The sequence below is a fragment of the Bacillota bacterium LX-D genome (genome assembly GCA_031628995.1).
GTDB lineage: Bacteria > Bacillota > DUOV01 > DUOV01 > Zhaonellaceae > JAVLUO01.
This window is the reverse complement of sequence record JAVLUO010000003.1, coordinates 184,920-202,949: the sequence shown is the minus strand read 5'-3', so window position 1 is coordinate 202,949 and position 18,030 is coordinate 184,920. Positions and strand designations below refer to the sequence as shown.

12 protein-coding genes and 4 tRNA genes are annotated in these 18,030 nt (G+C 37.5%); 14 read left to right on the top strand and 2 right to left on the bottom strand.

The genetic code is table 11. The annotated features are described in order from the left end of the window. Positions 1–132 precede the first annotated feature (132 nt). The 13 genes from dnaN (at position 133) to RDV78_04770 (ending at position 12,070) form a co-directional block, all read left to right on the top strand. Positions 133–1,260 carry a DNA polymerase III subunit beta gene (gene dnaN, locus RDV78_04830; protein ID MDS1029829.1) on the top strand — a complete coding sequence of 376 codons (1,128 nt, stop codon included), beginning with the start codon at positions 133–135 and terminating at the stop codon, positions 1,258–1,260. An 84-nt stretch (positions 1,261–1,344) separates the two neighbouring features. Further along, entirely contained in the window at positions 1,345–1,569 is a 225-nt protein-coding gene (locus tag RDV78_04825) for an RNA-binding S4 domain-containing protein (protein MDS1029828.1), read from the top strand. Positions 1,570–1,583: 14 nt separating this feature from the next. Further along, on the top strand, positions 1,584–2,714 hold the full coding sequence (gene recF / locus RDV78_04820) for a DNA replication/repair protein RecF (GenBank protein MDS1029827.1): 1,131 nt from the start codon (positions 1,584–1,586) through the stop codon (positions 2,712–2,714). Between the two features lie 61 nt (positions 2,715–2,775). Then, positions 2,776–4,689 carry a DNA topoisomerase (ATP-hydrolyzing) subunit B gene (gene gyrB / locus RDV78_04815; protein ID MDS1029826.1) on the top strand — a complete coding sequence of 638 codons (1,914 nt, stop codon included), beginning with the start codon at positions 2,776–2,778 and terminating at the stop codon, positions 4,687–4,689. 413 nt (positions 4,690–5,102) lie between these two features. Beyond that, positions 5,103–5,909, top strand: a complete 807-nt coding sequence (locus RDV78_04810) for a divergent polysaccharide deacetylase family protein (GenBank protein ID MDS1029825.1) — start codon at positions 5,103–5,105, stop codon at positions 5,907–5,909. A 141-nt stretch (positions 5,910–6,050) separates the two neighbouring features. Next, the gene (locus RDV78_04805; protein MDS1029824.1) at positions 6,051–6,581 is read left to right on the top strand and encodes an ECF transporter S component; all 531 of its coding nucleotides are present in this window, start codon (positions 6,051–6,053) and stop codon (positions 6,579–6,581) included. After that, positions 6,568–7,566, top strand: a complete 999-nt coding sequence (locus RDV78_04800) for an AIR synthase family protein (protein MDS1029823.1) — start codon at positions 6,568–6,570, stop codon at positions 7,564–7,566. Before RDV78_04805 ends, RDV78_04800 begins: the two co-directional genes overlap by 14 nt. 137 nt (positions 7,567–7,703) lie before the next feature. Further along, positions 7,704–10,157, top strand: a complete 2,454-nt coding sequence (gyrA, locus tag RDV78_04795) for a DNA gyrase subunit A (protein MDS1029822.1) — start codon at positions 7,704–7,706, stop codon at positions 10,155–10,157. A gap of 33 nt (positions 10,158–10,190) precedes the next feature. Beyond that, positions 10,191–11,465 carry a serine--tRNA ligase gene (serS, locus tag RDV78_04790; protein ID MDS1029821.1) on the top strand — a complete coding sequence of 425 codons (1,275 nt, stop codon included), beginning with the start codon at positions 10,191–10,193 and terminating at the stop codon, positions 11,463–11,465. A gap of 101 nt (positions 11,466–11,566) precedes the next feature. Then, positions 11,567–11,657: transfer RNA gene (locus tag RDV78_04785), tRNA-Ser, on the top strand. Between the two features lie 89 nt (positions 11,658–11,746). Next, a tRNA-Ser gene (locus RDV78_04780) sits at positions 11,747–11,841 on the top strand. 13 nt (positions 11,842–11,854) lie between these two features. Beyond that, positions 11,855–11,931: transfer RNA gene (locus RDV78_04775), tRNA-Arg, on the top strand. A gap of 62 nt (positions 11,932–11,993) precedes the next feature. Further along, positions 11,994–12,070, top strand: a tRNA-Arg gene (locus RDV78_04770). Positions 12,071–12,168: 98 nt separating this feature from the next. Here RDV78_04770 and RDV78_04765 read toward each other — a convergent pair. Then, positions 12,169–12,975 (bottom strand): HD domain-containing phosphohydrolase, encoded by an 807-nt coding sequence (locus RDV78_04765; GenBank protein MDS1029820.1) that lies wholly within the window; start codon positions 12,973–12,975, stop codon positions 12,169–12,171. A gap of 526 nt (positions 12,976–13,501) precedes the next feature. Between RDV78_04765 and RDV78_04760 the strand changes: the two genes are divergently transcribed. After that, positions 13,502–14,029 carry a hypothetical protein gene (locus RDV78_04760; protein MDS1029819.1) on the top strand — a complete coding sequence of 176 codons (528 nt, stop codon included), beginning with the start codon at positions 13,502–13,504 and terminating at the stop codon, positions 14,027–14,029. A gap of 168 nt (positions 14,030–14,197) precedes the next feature. Here the strand turns inward: RDV78_04760 and RDV78_04755 are convergent, their stop codons facing one another. Continuing rightward, positions 14,198–17,992: a multicopper oxidase domain-containing protein gene (locus tag RDV78_04755; protein ID MDS1029818.1), complete on the bottom strand. Its 3,795-nt coding sequence runs from the start codon at positions 17,990–17,992 to the stop codon at positions 14,198–14,200. Between the last annotated feature and the right edge of the window lie 38 nt (positions 17,993–18,030).

Sequence of the window (18,030 nt, the reverse complement as noted above, 5' to 3'; positions counted from 1 at the left end):
CCACAGGCTTATGCACATTCTATAGGCTCGTGTTTATCTTCAATAATTTAAACTATACACATATTCACAACCTCTATTACTAATACTACTAAATTTTAATATAAAAAATAATACGGATTTGGGAGGATAAAAATGAAAATAAACATTAGGCAAGACGAACTCCTAGCCGGTGTACAAGTTGTACAAAGAGCTATTTCCAGTAAAAGTACTTTACCTATACTTAACGGTATATATCTGTCAGCTCAAAATGGTTTACTGTACTTAAGAGCAACAGATTTAGAAATAGGAATTGAATATTCAGTAGCTGTAGAGGTGATTGAAGAAGGAACTACAGTATTACCAGCTAAATATTTTGCAGAAATAGTTAGGAAACTTCCTAATATGGAAATAACTTTAGAAAATAAGGAAGATTCAAATCTTTTTAAGATAACTTACGGCACTTCTGAAGTAGAGCTTAATACTTATGATCATAAAGAATATCCTGTACTTCCTAAAATTGAAGGTTTATATAATTTACAAGTTAATCCTGAACTATTAGTAAATGCTATTAAGTTTGTTTCTATTGCTGCTTCCAGCGATGCATCACGTCCCATTTTTACCGGAATTTTATTGGAAATTACGGAACGGGGATTTATTAATCTTGTAGCCACAGATACCCACCGCTTAGCTTATAGACAAGTTAATTTTAATAATGAGTCAGCTGAGAACCTTAATTTATCTTTAATTATTCCTAGCCGTGCTTTAAATGAATTAAGTAGAATTATCCGGCCAGAGGAAGAGATTTTAGAAATACAAATTGCAGAAAAACTGACTCTCTTTAAAACGCAAAATGTAATGTTAATTTCTAGGCTTATTGAAGGACAATTCCCAGAGTACCAAGAAGTTATTCCTAAGGAATTTACCTCTCAAATCCGGGTTTTAACCAAGGGATTCCGAGATTCTTTAGAAAGGGCTGCACTACTTTCTAAAGATGACTTAAAAACTAGATCAAATGTTATTAAATTAAATGCTCAAGGGAATACTCTGACTATATCCTCTCAATCTGCAGAAATTGGTAAAATTCACGAAGAAATACCTATTTATCTAAACGGAGAGGAAATTGAAATTGCTTTTAATGCCAAATATTTAATTGATGTACTGCGCGTTATGGATCAGGAAGAAATATACTTAAACCTTAAAGGAGCCTTAAGTGCAGGTGTAATAAAACCTACAGACAATAATAATTATTTATTTTTAGTTCTTCCTGTTCGCTTAGCATAAGGTTAAAAGCAATCAGAACTAAGGGACAAAGCTCACTAAAATATTGGAGTATAGTCCCTTTTTAAGTAGTGGGAGGTTTTTAAAGTGGAAAAATATCAGGAAATTGCAATCAATACTCCAAGCATTAAACTTGATCAGTTTTTAAAATGGGCTGCCATAGCTGCAACAGGCGGAGAAGCTAAAATTTTAATTAGTTCCGGTCAAATCAAAGTTAACAATAAAATTGAAATGCAAAAAGGAAAAAAACTCCTGAATGGAGATATAGTTGAGGTAAAAAAAGAAAAATATCAAGTTGTTTTTAAATCATAGAGGTAGTGAATTAAATGTATCTTCAATCTCTAGATTTGCAAAATTTCACAAATTATACTAATCTTAAATATTATGTTACTCATAAATTAAATATTCTAGTAGGGAAAAATGCTCAAGGAAAAAGTAACCTTTTAGAAGCCATTTATTACTTAAGCTCTGCCCATTCCGGACGTTATCCAAATGATTTGGAACTGATTAAATGGGGAAGTGACTTTTTTCAAATTAAAGCGGAAGTAGGAACCAAAAATTCTGTTTTTCAGCTTCGCTACAGTCTGAAAAATAAAAAGAAAGAGCTGGAAGTTAACGGGACAAAAAGTAATAAAGTTACAGATATTATTGGACTGTTTAATGTTGTTTTATTTTCACCAGATGATTTATTTATTGTTAAAGGTACTCCAGCTTTACGCAGAAGGTATTTAGACAATGAAATAATACAAGTAAGCCCATCTTACTACCATTATCTTTTACAATATCGTAAAATTCTCCTGCAGCGTAATAATTTATTAAAAAATATAAAATTAGGAAAATCAGACACTGGGAGTTTAGATGTTTGGGAAAGTCAACTTGCTAAAAGTGGTGCTTGGTTGATTTCTAAAAGATTAGAAATGCTGCAGAAAATTAAACCTTTAGCAAGGCTTGCCCATCGCCGTTTAACTAGTGGCCAAGAGGAATTAGAAATTATTTATAAATCTACTATTTGCCAAAATATTGAGCAAATAGGCAGCCACAACCTTGAAAAAATTTTTTTAGAGAACTTACAAAAGTTCCAAAAAGAAGATACAATTAAAGGCTATACTACTATTGGCCCCCAAAGGGATGATTTTGAACTTAAAATCAATGGCTTAAATGCCAATGTATTTGGTTCTCAAGGTCAACAAAGGACAGTTGCCTTGAGTTTAAAAATAGCCGAGTTAGAGTTTATGTTTGCAGAAAGTGGCGAATATCCTGTACTTCTTTTAGATGATGTATTATCTGAGTTGGATAAAAATCGGAGAGAACAACTATTATCCATGGTAAGTAAAAAAATTCAAACTTTTATTACTTGTACTGACCTAGAATTTTTAAATCAGGAAACTTTAGCTAAAGCAGCAATAGCTGAAATCAGCGGTGGAAAACTGCAAAAATTGCCTGCTTTAGAAAGTTAGGAAATGCCCATACCTTATGGCAAAGGAAAAAAATAGAATGCAATAGTTAGGAGTAATGAAAATGACAGAGCCCATGGAAACAAATTATGATGCTAGTCAAATTCAAGTCCTTGAAGGCTTGGAGGCAGTTCGTAAAAGGCCAGGTATGTATATTGGCAGCACCAGTTCCCGAGGTTTGCACCATTTAGTTTACGAAATAGTTGACAATAGTATTGATGAGGCACTAGCCGGTTTTTGCAATAGAATCGAAGTTGTAATTAATCCAGACAACAGCATTACCGCAAGTGATAACGGACGAGGCATACCTGTGGATATTCATCCTAAGATGGGTAAACCGGCTGTTGAAGTAGCCTTAACAGTACTTCATGCTGGCGGTAAATTTGGGGGAAATGGCTATAAAGTATCCGGCGGTTTACATGGGGTTGGAATGTCCGTTGTCAATGCACTCAGCGAATGGTTAGAAGTAAAGGTAAAAAGAAATAACGAAATTTATTTTCAACGTTATGAACGGGGAAATCCTGTTTCCCAATTAAAAGTAATCGGTAAATCCAAAGGGACTGGAACCCAAATTTCTTTCAAGCCAGATAAGGAAATATTTGAGGATTTAGTTTATGATTTCGACACCTTAGCTTATCGGCTGAAGGAACTTTCTTTTTTAAATAAAGGTGTCAAAATTATTTTGAAAGATGAACGCGATGGCAAACAAGAAGAATATCTCCATGATGGTGGCATTATCGATTTTGTGAAAAGTTTAAATAAAAACAAGGATGTAATCCATAACCGTCCAATTTACTTAAAAGACAAAAAAGAAAATATTGAAGTAGAAATTGCTTTACAGTATTTTGATGGATATGTAGAAAATATTTTTTCCTATGCTAATAACATTCATACCACGGAAGGTGGTACTCATGAATCAGGATTTAAAACAGCCTTGACTAGAGCAATCAATGATTATGCACGAAAGTATAATTTGTTGAAAGGTAACGAAAGCAATTTATCAGGTGAAGATATTAGAGAAGGATTAACGGCCGTAATTAGTGTCAAAATCATAGATCCTCAGTTTGAAGGTCAAACAAAAACTAAATTAGGCAATAGTGAAGTTAGGGGAATAGTGGATTCGGTATTAGGTGAAGGAATAAGTCAGTATTTAGAGGAAAATCCCTCTATTGCTAAGAAAATTATTGAAAAATCAATTTCTGCCTCTCGAGCTAGGGAAGCAGCAAGAAAAGCAAGAGAATTGACCCGCCGCAAAAATGCTTTAGAAATATCAGGCCTCCCTGGAAAATTAGCTGATTGCTCTGTGAAAGATCCTGGGCAAAGTGAGCTTTATTTGGTGGAGGGTGATTCAGCTGGAGGGTCGGCCAAATCAGGTCGAGACCGGCGTTATCAGGCTATATTGCCTTTAAGAGGTAAAATCCTCAATGTAGAAAAAGCTAGGCTAGACAAAATTTTAAATAACGAAGAAATCAGGGCAATGATTACTGCTTTGGGAACAGGTGTAGGGGAAGATTTCGCAATTGAGAAATTAAGATATCATAAAACAGTTATCATGACAGATGCTGATGTTGATGGTTCCCATATTCGCACTTTGCTCTTAACTTTCTTTTACCGCTACATGAAACCTTTAATTGAAAATGGGTATGTTTTTATAGCACAGCCCCCTTTATTCCAGCTAAAGAGTAAAAAAGGGAAAGAACAACACTATTTCTACAGCGAGGAAGATTTAAATAAATACTTGGAAAAGATAGATAAAGAAAACTACAATATCCAAAGATATAAAGGCTTAGGAGAAATGAATGCTGATCAACTTTGGGATACTACTATGAATCCAGAAACTAGAACCTTACTAAAAGTTTCTTTAGAAGATGCCATTAAGGCCAATGAGATATTTACGATTCTCATGGGTGATAAAGTAGAGCCTCGTAAAGAATTTATTACCCAACATGCGAAAGAAGTCCGGGTTCTTGATATTTAATTTATTAATAAAAAAGCAATTGGTCAAAAAACCAGTTGCTTTTTAGTTTGCCCGGCATGTTTGCCGAGCCGATGGGCTGAAAGAAGCCCTACCGCCCGGCGTAACTCCACAAGCCCATTGAAAAGTATGGCCTTACCAAACAGTTGGTTTAAGAAATAGGGTTAATTGATTTGGAAACATACAATGTCGGCGTTTTGTCTCCCTGCTGCGAGAAGTGACTGAAGTTTATCAGGAGCCGGATACGAGGCCCGTACGTACGGTTCTGTGAGAAGGATAAAGCCGAAGCAAATTACTTCGGCTTTACTTTACTCGATTTTTTTTAGCTGGCAAAAGAAAGAACTTTCAAAAATTAGAAAATTAATACCTTAATTTGGACAAAATAAGTATAGGAAAAAATGCTAAGGAGTTTCACAATGTCCAAATTTTATCAAAAGTTATTAGCTGTGCTCTTTGTTTCATTTAGTATAGCAGTTCTTAGTTGTTTGCTTTTTAATTTAGATCACTCTAAAAAACAAGTAAAAAATGTAGATGTCTTGAACGAAAAAAAAGCTCAGGTGGCTTTAGTTGTAGATGATTTTGGCCAATATAATCGGGAAGGTATTAAAGAATTTTTAGCTTTAGATATACCATTAACTTGTGCTGTAATGCCTAATTTAAGTTATTCCCGCCAGGATGCTATTGCTGCTGCCCATAGTGGTCATGAAGTAATTGTTCATTTACCTATGGAACCGGTAAATGGCAAGCCAAGCTGGCTTGGACCGGGAGGAATTACAGCCAAGATGACTAAAGGTGAAATCGCAAAGCAAGTTGCAAAAAATTTCGCTCAAATACCCTATGCTGTTGGTTTTAACAACCATATGGGCTCATTAATTACTTCCAAAGAAAAAATGCTTAAACCTATCTTAGAAGTGGCAAAAGCCAAAGGTTATTTTGTTTTAGACAGCTTAACAACACCAAATTCAAAAGTTGTTCCCTTAGCCCAAAAATTAAATCTAGCTTATGCTCAACGAGACGTGTTTTTAGATGATGTTAAAAATAAAATTGAAATTAAAAAACAGCTGGAGCTTTTGGCTGAAATTGCTCAATTAAAAGGCAGTGCCATTGGGATTTGTCACGTAGGGATTGGTTCTAAAATTACATCTGAAATAATTAAACAAATGGTTCCCACTTTTGAGAAGGAAGGAATAAAATTTGTTTACTTATCAGAACTAGTACATTGAAAAACAGTCTGCCAACTGTTATTAAAGAACATTTTTTTGATGACATTTCATAGTTCATAATATATAATGTTTTAAATTAATTACATATTTAACTATTGTATCGATACAATAAAGGCAATTTAAAAGTAAGGTGGGTTTAATTTGAAATTTAGCATTAAAGAAATGACTTATATTGCCATTTTATCAGCTTTAACTGTCATGGCAATTTATTTTGCCCGTATGCCTGCATTTGGGGGAAAATTAGTTTTTCATTTTGGTGAAACTGTTATTTTAACCAGTGCCTTACTTCTTGGCTCCCGAGGTGGTTTTTGGGTTGGTGCTTTAGGTTCTTCCATTGCAGATTTATTATTAGGTTACTCTGTGTGGGCACCGGCCAGTTTTGTCATTCATGGCATGGAAGGATATTTAGTAGGCAAAGCTTCTGAGAATAATAAAGTCAAAGATATATTTGCTCTTATATTTGGAGTTTCTTTTATGGTTTTTGGTTATGCCGTAACTGCAGGTTTTCTATATGGCAAAGCAGCTATACCTATTGAATTATTTGGTGATCTAATCCAGGGTGGAATTGGTGTGGTAACGGCATTTCTTTTAACGACTCTGCTGCGTAAATCTGTACCTAGTATAGCTACACTTAGAGATGAAATTAGGGGATCAAATAATGAAGACAGGTAAATTAGATGCGTCTGCTTTAATCCATCAAGTTTTTCCTTATACTGGTATAGAAAGACCTGAAGTAGTTTTAAGATCCAAAATTGGTGAAGATTCAGCAGCAGTTGAATTAGGAGAGTGGAATTGTGTTTTTTCCTCAGATCCTATAACTGGAGCTATAGCTAACAATGGGTGGCTGGCTGTCCATGTTTCCTGTAACGATATTGTTTCTAATGGTGCTGAGCCAATTGGTGTTTTGTTAACACTACTGATGTCGGAGAATTCAACTGAACAAGACGTTAGTATGATTATGGAATCAGCGCACAAGGCTGCCAAGGAACTTAAGATAGAAATAATAGGTGGCCATACAGAGTTTACTTTAGGTTTAAAGCAAAATATTATCTGTGCTACAGCAATTGGCAAAGTGAAAAAAGGAGCTTTAATTACAACTTCTGGAGCTAAGCCTGGGGATGATTTAATTTTAACTAAAGGGGCAGGAATTGAAGGCACAAGTATATTGGCTGCAGATTATAGGGAGTTTTTAAGCCAAAAGATTTCTGAAGCAATACTTGAAGAAGCTGAAAATTTAATAAACTGCATCAGCGTTGTACCGGAGGGCAGAATTGCAGCAGCCTTAAAAGTTCATGCCATGCATGATGTGACTGAAGGTGGTGTTTTAGGAGCTGTTTATGAGCTGGCTGAGGCATCACAAGTTGGTGTAGAAATTAAAGCTGAGGAAATTTCAATTCTACCAGCAACTAAAGCCATTTGTGCTCAATTACAAATTGACCCCTTAAAATTAATCTCTAGTGGTTCAATGCTTATAGCTGCTCAAAATGGGCCAAAACTTCTACATGAATTAAAAAAGCAAGGAATAAATGCTTCCATCATCGGAAAAACAATAGAGGAAAAAAGTAAAACCTTAATTCAGGAAAATAGAAGAGTAACTATTACTAAGCCTGAAAGTGACGAACTTTGGACAGCTAAACAAAGAATGCTAAGAAATTAAGGGCTAAATAGCCCTTTTTTTGTGATTATTTTACAAAAAATATTCTTTATTAGGTAAAAAGTCTTAAAATAGGTTATAATGAATTATTAGACATAATTATACAGCGTGAAAAGGGTTTCTATTTGAGAGGTGATATAATGGCAGAATATATTCATGGCAAAATACTTCCTGTAGACATAGAAGAAGAAATGAAAAAATCATATATGGATTACGCCATGAGTGTAATAGTAGGACGAGCTTTACCTGATGTTCGGGATGGTTTAAAACCTGTGCACCGCAGGATTTTATATTCAATGTATGAAAGGGGTATGACCCCTGATAAGCCCCACAAAAAATCAGCTTGGGTTGTAGGGGATGTATTAGCAAAATACCATCCTCATGGTGATACAGCTGTTTATGAAACCATGGTGCGCATGGTACAAGATTTTTCTACTAGATATCCATTAATTGATGGACATGGAAATTTTGGCTCTGTAGATGGTGACTCTGCAGCAGCTATGCGTTATACCGAAGCAAGAATGTCTAGAATTGCTTTAGAATTATTAAGTGATATTCAAAAAGATACAGTGAATTTTACTCCGAATTACGATGGTTCTTTAGAAGAGCCAGAAGTTTTACCATCACGCTTTCCTAATCTTTTGGTTAACGGATCATCTGGAATTGCTGTGGGAATGGCTACCAATATACCACCTCACAACTTGGGTGAAGTAATTGAAGGAATTATAAAACTAATTGATAATCCAGAAATTACTATCCCTGAATTAATGCAGTACATAAAAGGACCTGATTTTCCAACAGCAGGTTTGATTATTGGAAAATCAGGCATTAAATCTGCCTATAGTACAGGCAAAGGTACTATTAAAATGAGAAGCAAAACCCAAATTGAGGAAATGAATAACGGTAAGGAAAGAATTGTTGTTACAGAATTACCTTACCAAGTAAATAAAGCTAGATTAGTTGAGAAAATAGCCGAATTAGTAAGAGATAAAAAAATCGATGGTATAACGGATTTACGTGATGAATCGGATCGTAATGGTTTGCGGGTTGTTATTGAACTTCGTCGAGATGTTCAGCCTAAAATTGTTTTAAATCAGTTATATAAACATACCCAACTACAGGAAACCTTTGGGGTAATTATGCTAGCTTTAGTAGATGGGCGGCCTCAGATTTTAAATTTAAAACAAGTTTTAGTTTATTATATAGACCACCAAAAAGAAGTTGTAACTAAGCGTACAAAGTTTGATTTAGGAAAGGCTCAAGCAAGAGCTCATATTTTAGAAGGTTTGCGCATTGCTTTAAATAATTTGGATGCTGTAATTAGAACAATCCGGCAATCTGCCAATCGAGAAACAGCTAAGGAAGCATTAATGAAAAACTTTAGCCTAAGCGATAAACAAGCAGATGCTATTTTAGATATGCGCTTACACCGTTTGACAGGCTTAGAAAGAGAAAAAATCGAAGAAGAATACGCTGAAATATTAAAAACTATTGCTTACTTAAGTGAAATTTTAGCTAGCGAAGCTAAACTAATGGGTATAATTAAAGATGAACTTTTGGCAATTAAAAATAAATTTGCTGACGAACGCAAGACAAAGATAACAGCAGAGGAACAATCTTTAGACGTAGAGGATTTAATTCCGGAAGAAAATGCAGTTATTACTATTACCCATCGGGGTTATATTAAGAGGCTGCCAGCTACTACATATCGTAGTCAAAAACGGGGCGGCAAAGGTGTAACTGCCATGACCACAAGAGAAGAGGATTTTGTAGAACATTTATTTATTACTACAACTCACCACTATTTGTTGTTCTTTACTAACATGGGCAGGGTCTATCGTTTGAAGGTTTATGAAATTCCTGAATCTGGCCGTCAAGCCAAAGGTATAGCTATAGTCAACTTACTATATCTAAATAAGGGTGAAAAAATTACAGCAGTTATTCCGGTTAAAAGCTTTACAGACGAAGGCTATTTAATTATGGGTACAAAGTATGGTGTTGTTAAAAAGACAGTTTTGCAGGATTATGATACTTCGCGTCGAGATGGAATTATCGCTATAAATTTAGATGACGATGATGAATTAATTGGCGTTAGACTAACTGATGGAAAACAAGAAATTATTTTAGGCACTAAAAAAGGTATGGCCATCCGCTTTTCCGAAGCAGAGGTACGAAGTATGGGCAGAGTTGCTAGAGGGGTTAAAGGTATAAGTTTGCAAAGAAATGATGAGGTTGTAGGCTTGGTCTGTGCCAAAAATGGAGCTGATTTACTGGTGATTACTGAACATGGCTTTGGCAAAAGGACTCCTCTTCAGGAATATAGAGCTCAATCTAGGGGAGGAAAAGGAGTCTACACCATTAAAACTACTGAACGCAATGGTAATTTAGTTGCGATGATGGTAGTTGAACCTGATGAAGATATTATGGTTATTACCTACGAGGGGAATATAATCCGCATTAAAGTAGATGAAATATCTACTTTAAGCAGGGTAACCCAAGGAGTTACTATTATGCGTTTAAGTGAAAACGATGGTGTGGTGGCTGCGGCTAAAGTAGCAGCTCAAGATGAAGATGAAAGCGATGAAGAAGAATAGAATTTTTGTATTTCAGAAATGGGGGCACTTAGGGTGTTAGATCTAAAATTTGTTAGGGCTAATTCTGACCTAGTTATGGAAGGTCTGAAAAAAAGAGGTGCAAGTGTAACCTTAAATAAATTTTTAGAACTAGACAAGGAAAGAAGAGAAAAATTAGTCCAAGTAGAAACTCTTAAAAATCAAAAAAATAAAGTTTCTGAGGAAATTGGGCAAAAGAAAATAGCTGGTGAAGATGTAACGGAAATGACTGCACAAATGAGGGAAGTTGGACAAAAAATTAAAGAACTAGATGATGCTTTGAAAAGTATTGAAGAACAGTTAAAGCAAGCTTTGCTTTCGGTGCCTAATATTCCCCATGAAACAGTGCCTGTCGGTACTTCTGATGCAGACAATGTAGAAGTTCGTAAATGGGGGGAAGTGCCCAAATTTGATTTTGAGCCAAAACCGCACTGGGATATTGGGGAAGGTTTAAATATTTTAGATTTTGAAAGAGCTGCCAAAGTAACAGGGGCCAGGTTTACCTTTTTAAAAGGTTTAGGAGCCAGGTTAGAAAGGGCTTTAGTAAGTTTTATGCTGGATTTACATACTACTAAGCATGGTTACGAAGAAGTCTTTCCTCCCTTTATGGTTAATTCAGCAAGTATGACGGGAACAGGGCAGCTGCCTAAATTTGCCGAGGATATGTTTAAAATTGAGGGAATAGATTATTACTTAATTCCTACTGCTGAAGTCCCTGTAACGAATCTATATAGAGATGAAACTATCGATGGTGCTAAACTACCTATTTATCACGCTGCCTACAGTGCTTGTTTTCGGGCGGAGGCTGGTGCCCACGGAAGAGATACTAGAGGCTTAATTCGACAGCACCAATTTAACAAGGTTGAATTAGTTAAATTTGTTGAACCGGAAACTTCTTATCAGGAATTAGAAAAATTAGTTAATGATGCAGAAGAAGTTTTACAGCTATTAGGTTTGCCCTATAGGGTTGTTAGTTTAAGTACTGGTGATTTAGGTTTTTCTTCCGCTAAAACTTATGACCTAGAAGTGTGGATGCCTAGCTTCAATATTTATCGAGAGATTTCATCCTGCAGCAATTTTGAAGATTTCCAGGCTAGAAGAGCAAATATTAAGTATAGAAAAGATAAAAAAGCTAAACCTACTTTTGTCCATACTTTAAATGGTTCTGGTGTGGCTATAGGACGAACAGTAGCAGCTATTTTAGAAAATTACCAACAACAAGATGGATCTGTAGTTATTCCGGAAAAATTAAGACCTTATATGGGGGGTCTAGAGGTTATAAAATCATAAATAATGTGCAGTACTTTTTATTGACAAAACTACAGCTTTTATGCTATACTCTGATATGTGTTGTACAGAGATTATTCTGGAGATATGATCTCCGGTAGCTTGGAGAGGTGTCCGAGCGGTTTAAGGAGCTGGTCTTGAAAACCAGTGATACCTTGACGGGTACCGTGGGTTCGAATCCCACCCTCTCCGCCACTTTTAGTAAAGCATTTATTTACCATTTGCTTTTTTGATTAAAATATAGTATTATATTATTTGTGCCTCACAGTTAAAGAAATATGTTTGGAGAGATGGCCGAGTAGGTCGAAGGCGCTCGCCTGCTAAGCGAGTATACGGGCATAAACCTGTATCGAGGGTTCGAATCCCTCTCTCTCCGCCATATATAAAACCTTGCGCCCGTAGCTCAGTTGGATAGAGTGCTTGACTACGAATCAAGAGGTCACAGGTTCGAATCCTGTCGGGTGCGCCACATAAATTGGAGGTTAGAGAACGGAAAATGTTCCGGCGTCTACCTCCATTTTTACTATTCTAGCGTCCGTAGCTCAGTAGGATAGAGCAACGGTTTCCTAAACCGTGTGTCGGAGGTTCGAATCCTCTCGGGCGCACCAAAAAATCCTGTAATCGTAATGGTTACAGGACTTTTTTGCGGTACGCCCGGCATGGGCGTTTGCTTGTCGGTGAAAGCGAGCGAATAATGCCATCAGCATTATTCCAGTATTTTTTCCAACACAGAAACAAATTCTTTAGAATATTTTCCTTCATCACTTCTTAGTATCTTCATCGCTGTATCCATTTCCTGAATCGGCTTATAAGGTCGGCCGGAGGTGATCGCATCAACAAAATCGGCAATCATTACAATTCTGGCGTTGCGGCATATTTCATCTCCCTTTAGCCCTTTTGGATATCCGCTCCCGTCGAGTCGCTCATGATGTTGCAAAACGATATCCGTGCATTCCTTTGGAAGACAAAATGGTTCAAGAGAACTCATGCCCAATTCGCAATGTTGCCGGTTATAAACCATTTCCATGTCGTTCAGAGGCCCAGGTTTTTGTATGATGGTTTTAGGAATCAACAACTTGCCTACGTCATGCAGAAAAGCGCCCAATCCTATATTCCACAGTTCTTTATCGTTGTATCTCAGTTCCACAGCTATCATCAACGAAATAATGGCAACATCGATCGAATGTGTATATAGCCAGTCCACGTAGTTGCTCAACGCGTTGACGAATATCCACCAGGGCTTTGTTTTAGACTCAAATATGACAGTGCTTAATACTTTGTTCGGATACTCTAGAACACGATCGTTACGAATATTCATTCTTTCTCCGAGTGCCAAGGCAATCGGCAAAGTTGCCATGCTCTGTTTGACATCAGAATTGATCGGCGCTTCCTGCTCATAGCATCCACGTTTTTTCAGCTTTGCTATAACAGCATCCGTCGTTTTTTTGCCTTTGGCCAGCAGCAGAACCCCATTTTTGTCATAGATGTCTTTCTTAGCGAAAGTTTCAGGCATTTTTCTAACTCCTTTCTCTTGACTTGCTCTATCAGCCGCAGGTTAAAGTTATATTACAGTCCAAGCTTACCTGAAAGCTTATATGAGAACCTATAATAAACGAAAAACCGTAAATCTGTTTATCCACGGTTTTTTTAAGTCATCGCAAACCGGCTGCCATCGTAAAGCATTAAACTCGTGGCTTTACGTCCCTAACTTTCGGAGGCTTGCCTTTATCAACATTAATTTAGAACTATTCAACTATTGCAATGCAACATTATTGTAATAATGTTGCATTTAATGGTTTAGTTTACCAAAAAAGTTACCTTTATTTTCACAAATTTAAAATAGTAACCATATAAAAAGAGTCGCAGAGTACTTGATTTGTACTTTGCGGCTCTTTTCAGTATTTTTATTGTCAGTTTTTTTCCTTATTTAATTTTAGTTCAAATGCTTTTCTATATATATATATACAGCCGTCTTAGTATTCACATTTTACATAATCCTGAATATACTATATTAGGATTTAAAGTCAGGAGGCATGAATATGGATGAAAAAACCACAAATGGAACACCACATGTAACTGATGATGATAACGAAAGTAATATCGTTGAGAACAAAGTTGAGATAGACATGCTCGAAAAACTAAATGAATTGGAGAACATAAAAATCGAATCAACTAATGACTGCTGCTACGAAGCAAGTAAAAGAATTGATTTCGATAAGTGTGAAGACTATAAAGAGGTTTGCCTGTCTGTTGATATGTTGGACTGCCAAACACGATTGTTAAGAGTTTTTGTAGACATCCACAATGTGTGTGAAAATCGATTTCTAGCAATCAGCGTTGTTTTGGTCAAGTCTAAAAACAACATGATAATCAGCCAGAAAGGAAAAATTGTATTTACAGGAACCTCTATGACCCCTTGTAAAGCAATATCAAAAGAATTCTGTTTTACTCTACCTGGCAATCTATGTGAAGACCCGTGTCCTATAGATATCAAGCTGGTCGCAAACTACATCTATACAAACCCCTTAAGTACTTTACCAAGTAAGGATACGCCATGTGGTTGTTGAAAGAATGAAATATGATACTAAAAACATGAAACAAAACTTAATGGTGGCTGTTTAGCCATCATTTTTTTATCAACCCTCAAAAATAATATCCTAATATCCCTATAGATGCTTCTGTATAAAATGAAAAGCCCAACGTATTGAATCGTCAGGCTCCTTCTTGCTTTAAGATTACTTTAACCACAGCCCATTTTTAAACCAGTTGTCAAATTTGTTGTGAATGCCACTGTCACATTCGGAATGTGTTTTGTGCTTACACTTAAACAACTGAATCATTTTCATAAAAATTTTACGCTTCCAATCCAAACATCCACAGAAACTGTCATTTCCGTTAATCGGCATAAGTCCGCATTGTAATTCATCGAAAATCCTGAATATGCCCCACATCCCTTGTTCGACATCCCAACGGAATATGCCCGACCTGTAGGCGTAATCTCCTGGGAATTGGCTTGCACCATTCTCAATTATAAGGTTAAACACGTTTCCAACGCTTATTGCTCCCTGACAAGAAATAGTATCCGAGAATGGGTCGGAAAATTGCTGCCTCCATGAATGTCCATGCAGTACAAAGCTGTGGTTTCTTGGTTTATCTGCTGGCATAATCAACCTTATCCTCACTGGGTCGCCTGGATAAGCCTTATAAACAGGTGTTGCAGGGTCTCCGTGAATATTAGAACTCATTACAAGGTGTACTCTAGGGTCATTTTCTAGTCGGTTTTCAAACCTTTCAGCCCTGTAATTAAACCCCTTTTGCCCCTGGTCTTCAAAATCCAAACGCTCGTCACCATGTCCATGGTCATGAGGGTCAGAAATAAGTTTACCTTCCTTATCAAAAAGACTAATACCGTCCTGCATAAATAATACAAATTCTCTGAAATCGGGCATACCGGGATTTGATATTACTACTTGTTCCAGTTCGCCATATTTTAATTCTTGACCTGTTTGTTCATTCAAATACTTTGACCCTGTAGGTTCGATAATAATTGCACCGAATAGTCCGTGATGCCTATGATTGCGGATATCTGCAAAGCCAGTCAACGTACATGCACCTAATTCCGAATCGGCAAACCACCTGTAAGTTATACTTTCACCAGGTGCTACTGTTTGGTCGTAGTTAAATCCGACTGTTGCCCCATCCGAACCCAATACGTCATATTTAAGCAATTGAGCGTGTATTGAAGCCCGATTTGATGGCAGGAACGGGGCATCTACAGGTACTCCGGGGTGTGAATCTTGAACTATAGGCTTAAAAAGATGGTTGGTGAGTGTAACCTCAATGCAATCTCCTGCGTTTGCTCTTAAAATCAATGGTTTAGGTTTGATTTCACCTTTCAGGACTTTTTTCTCATGCTCTTTTAGCACAAACATCAAACCATTTGGGTCATGGTCGCCAAACTTATTATAGACAATATCCTTTTGGATAGCCACAACTTCATATTTTCTGACCTTTGCACCTGCAGGACACGGATTCCCGGGACTTGGTGCTTTGGGCGGCGGATTACCTGTCTTGTGAGGAAGGGGCTCTGTCCTTTCTGGAGGAACAGGTCTGTCAACCAACGGCAGAAGGTGGGGAACTTTTTCACGATGCACTCTTAATATTCCCCATAAACCGAGCCATAGGTCATCGACACCGCCGAAATAGTACAAATAGTCTCCTTTTTTATAGTCATAATTTATCTCGAAGTTAAACGCTTCCGAAATACCCAAGGTTTGTGATTGTACAAGAGGTGACACTGGATCAGTAGGCTCTTTCCTCCATCTTAATCCGTGCAGGTTAAAGGAATGTTGTTCCTCCTGTGCTCCATCAAACAACCGTATCCTTATCGGGTCGCCTTCATACGTTTCAAGCAGGGGTGTAACGGGGTCACCGTGTACATAGGAACTGAATACATATGCAGGATCGCCTTTCCTAAACTGCAGCGGTTCGCATTTATAATTAATGCCCATAACTCCGGGGTCATCAGGTGAGCTTGGAAATGGCGGAGGATTCAAAGGCTTTCCGTCTTTGTCAAAAAGCAGTGCAAAGTCGTGAACTGCCAGAATGAATTCTCTAAAATCGGGTTGGCCTGGTACTCGTATTACCGCTTTCGTCCCACTTCGTATTTCTTCACCTGTTTTGGGGTCATGATATGTTGAGTTTGGTGGTTCGATAATTAATACGCCAAATAATCCATGCTGCTGGCTAGTATTAGGAAATAGATGGTCGTGGAAGAATATAGTCCTTAATTCAGTATCTGCATAAAAACGCTCAATCAATGTATCCCCGGGTATTGCAGACGCATCATTGCACCAACCATTTGCACTTCCATCAGCAACAATCGTATCGAATTTAACAAGGTGAATATGCCAGCCAGCTTCGGTGGTCTTTGTCTTTAACTGGAATGCGTTACCACCGATTTCCAGTGGAAGCTCATTAGTTAACCTGATTTCAATGCAATCCCCTGCGTTTGCTCTTATAACAAAAGGTTCAGGTTCTTTTTCACCCTTCATGATCGCTTCTTTATCATCTTTTAGTACAAATATCCTGCCTTCCGGGTCGTGCCACCCCTGGTTATTATAGACGATTGGAACTTGAATCGCTACAACTTCAAAGATTTTTACAGATGCATCGGGTGGACATGGGTTAGAGTATAATGCTCCTGGAACTGCATTATCGACAAAATTTGCTTCCTCGAGCGGAGTTGGTTGTCTTGCTTCCTGTCCTATTATACCAAGGGGAGGTTTAAATGCCTTTTCACCCGGTGTTCCTGCAACAAACCTTGGAAAACCAGGGTGTAAATCGTCAGGAGGAGGAGGTGGTGTCCTATCGGGAAGCGGCATCAGTCTGGAAGGTTTTGTGCCGTCAGGGTATTCTCTAGTGCCATCCTCAAGCCTATCCAATATCCTCCACAATCCCCACATTCCTTCAGCAAAATGAGGATACAGATGGCAGTGCCATATAACATCACCTATACAGCCATTTAAACTTCCAGCACCGAATAACGGTTCTATAGTCATACACTGTTGAGGGCTAAATGATATAGAGTCAATTATAGTCGATTTTGGGTCATTGGGCTCTAACAGCCATTGATGATTATGAAGATGGAAAACGTGTGTCTCCTTGATACCTCCATGAATTAGCCTTATTTTTGCAGGGTCGCCCACATAGGCACGTAGAATAGGAGTTGCAGGATCACCAAACGTCCATGAACTTAACGAGACTTCCTCACCTACACACCCCGGACAATGAGGGTGACGGTTTCGCATCGGTTCTGCCCTGTAGTTTATGGGCATCGTTGATGCGGGCTGACCTGTTTCCGGGTTAATTGGTGTGTTCCCGTTCCTATCCTTTATTTCAGGCTCATCATGGAAAATTGTAACATACTCTCTGAAATCAGGCATAGCCGGGTGGTGAATATCTGCATAGCACCCACTTTTAAGCTCATTACCATTAATTGGGTCTGTCCAGGTAGCCCCAACAGGCTCAACGATTAAAGCACCAAAGAGCCCGTGTACGTTTGTTGCGTTTTCACCGCTTCTTTGGTCTGCCATATCATGGAACATAAATATTCCTTCTTTGTCTGCGAACCAGTAGTATCTTTTCTTATTTTCTGTTGTTGTGTCAGGATTAAACCCAACTGCTGCACCATCAGAATCTAGCACGTCGTATTCAACGTCCTGAATGTGAATAGAAGCACGCCTATCAAGTCTATTTTCAAAGTCTACAATAATAAAGTCACCCAGATTGGCTCTAATTACTAAAGGTTGTACAAGATCTACAGGTGTAAAAGGATTTTCGGCAACGGCCTTTTTTATGTCATCCTCATTTTCGTTAAGTACGTACATAAGGCCATTTGGGTCATGATCTCCAGCTTCGTTATAGACAATGGGTATAGAGATTGCGACAATATTAAAATGTCTTACTGAAACCTTTTTGCCGTTCCAGCAAATGCATTCACGTGTTTGAGGTATAATAGTTGCACACATTAATAGCACCTTCTTTCAAAGTAATTATATTACATAAT

Excerpts from the sequence above, each read along its gene's own strand:
- dnaN (MDS1029829.1), top strand. The coding sequence starts at position 133 with ATGAAAATAAACATTAGGCAAGACGAACTCCTAGCCGGTGTACAAGTT.
- recF (MDS1029827.1), top strand. The coding sequence starts at position 1,584 with ATGTATCTTCAATCTCTAGATTTGCAAAATTTCACAAATTATACTAAT.
- gyrB (MDS1029826.1), top strand. The coding sequence starts at position 2,776 with ATGACAGAGCCCATGGAAACAAATTATGATGCTAGTCAAATTCAAGTC.
- RDV78_04810 (MDS1029825.1), top strand. The coding sequence starts at position 5,103 with ATGTCCAAATTTTATCAAAAGTTATTAGCTGTGCTCTTTGTTTCATTT.
- RDV78_04800 (MDS1029823.1), top strand. The coding sequence starts at position 6,568 with ATGAAGACAGGTAAATTAGATGCGTCTGCTTTAATCCATCAAGTTTTT.
- gyrA (MDS1029822.1), top strand. The coding sequence starts at position 7,704 with ATGGCAGAATATATTCATGGCAAAATACTTCCTGTAGACATAGAAGAA.
- RDV78_04765 (MDS1029820.1), bottom strand. The coding sequence starts at position 12,975 with ATGCCTGAAACTTTCGCTAAGAAAGACATCTATGACAAAAATGGGGTT.
- RDV78_04760 (MDS1029819.1), top strand. The coding sequence starts at position 13,502 with ATGGATGAAAAAACCACAAATGGAACACCACATGTAACTGATGATGAT.
- RDV78_04755 (MDS1029818.1), bottom strand. The coding sequence starts at position 17,992 with ATGTGTGCAACTATTATACCTCAAACACGTGAATGCATTTGCTGGAAC.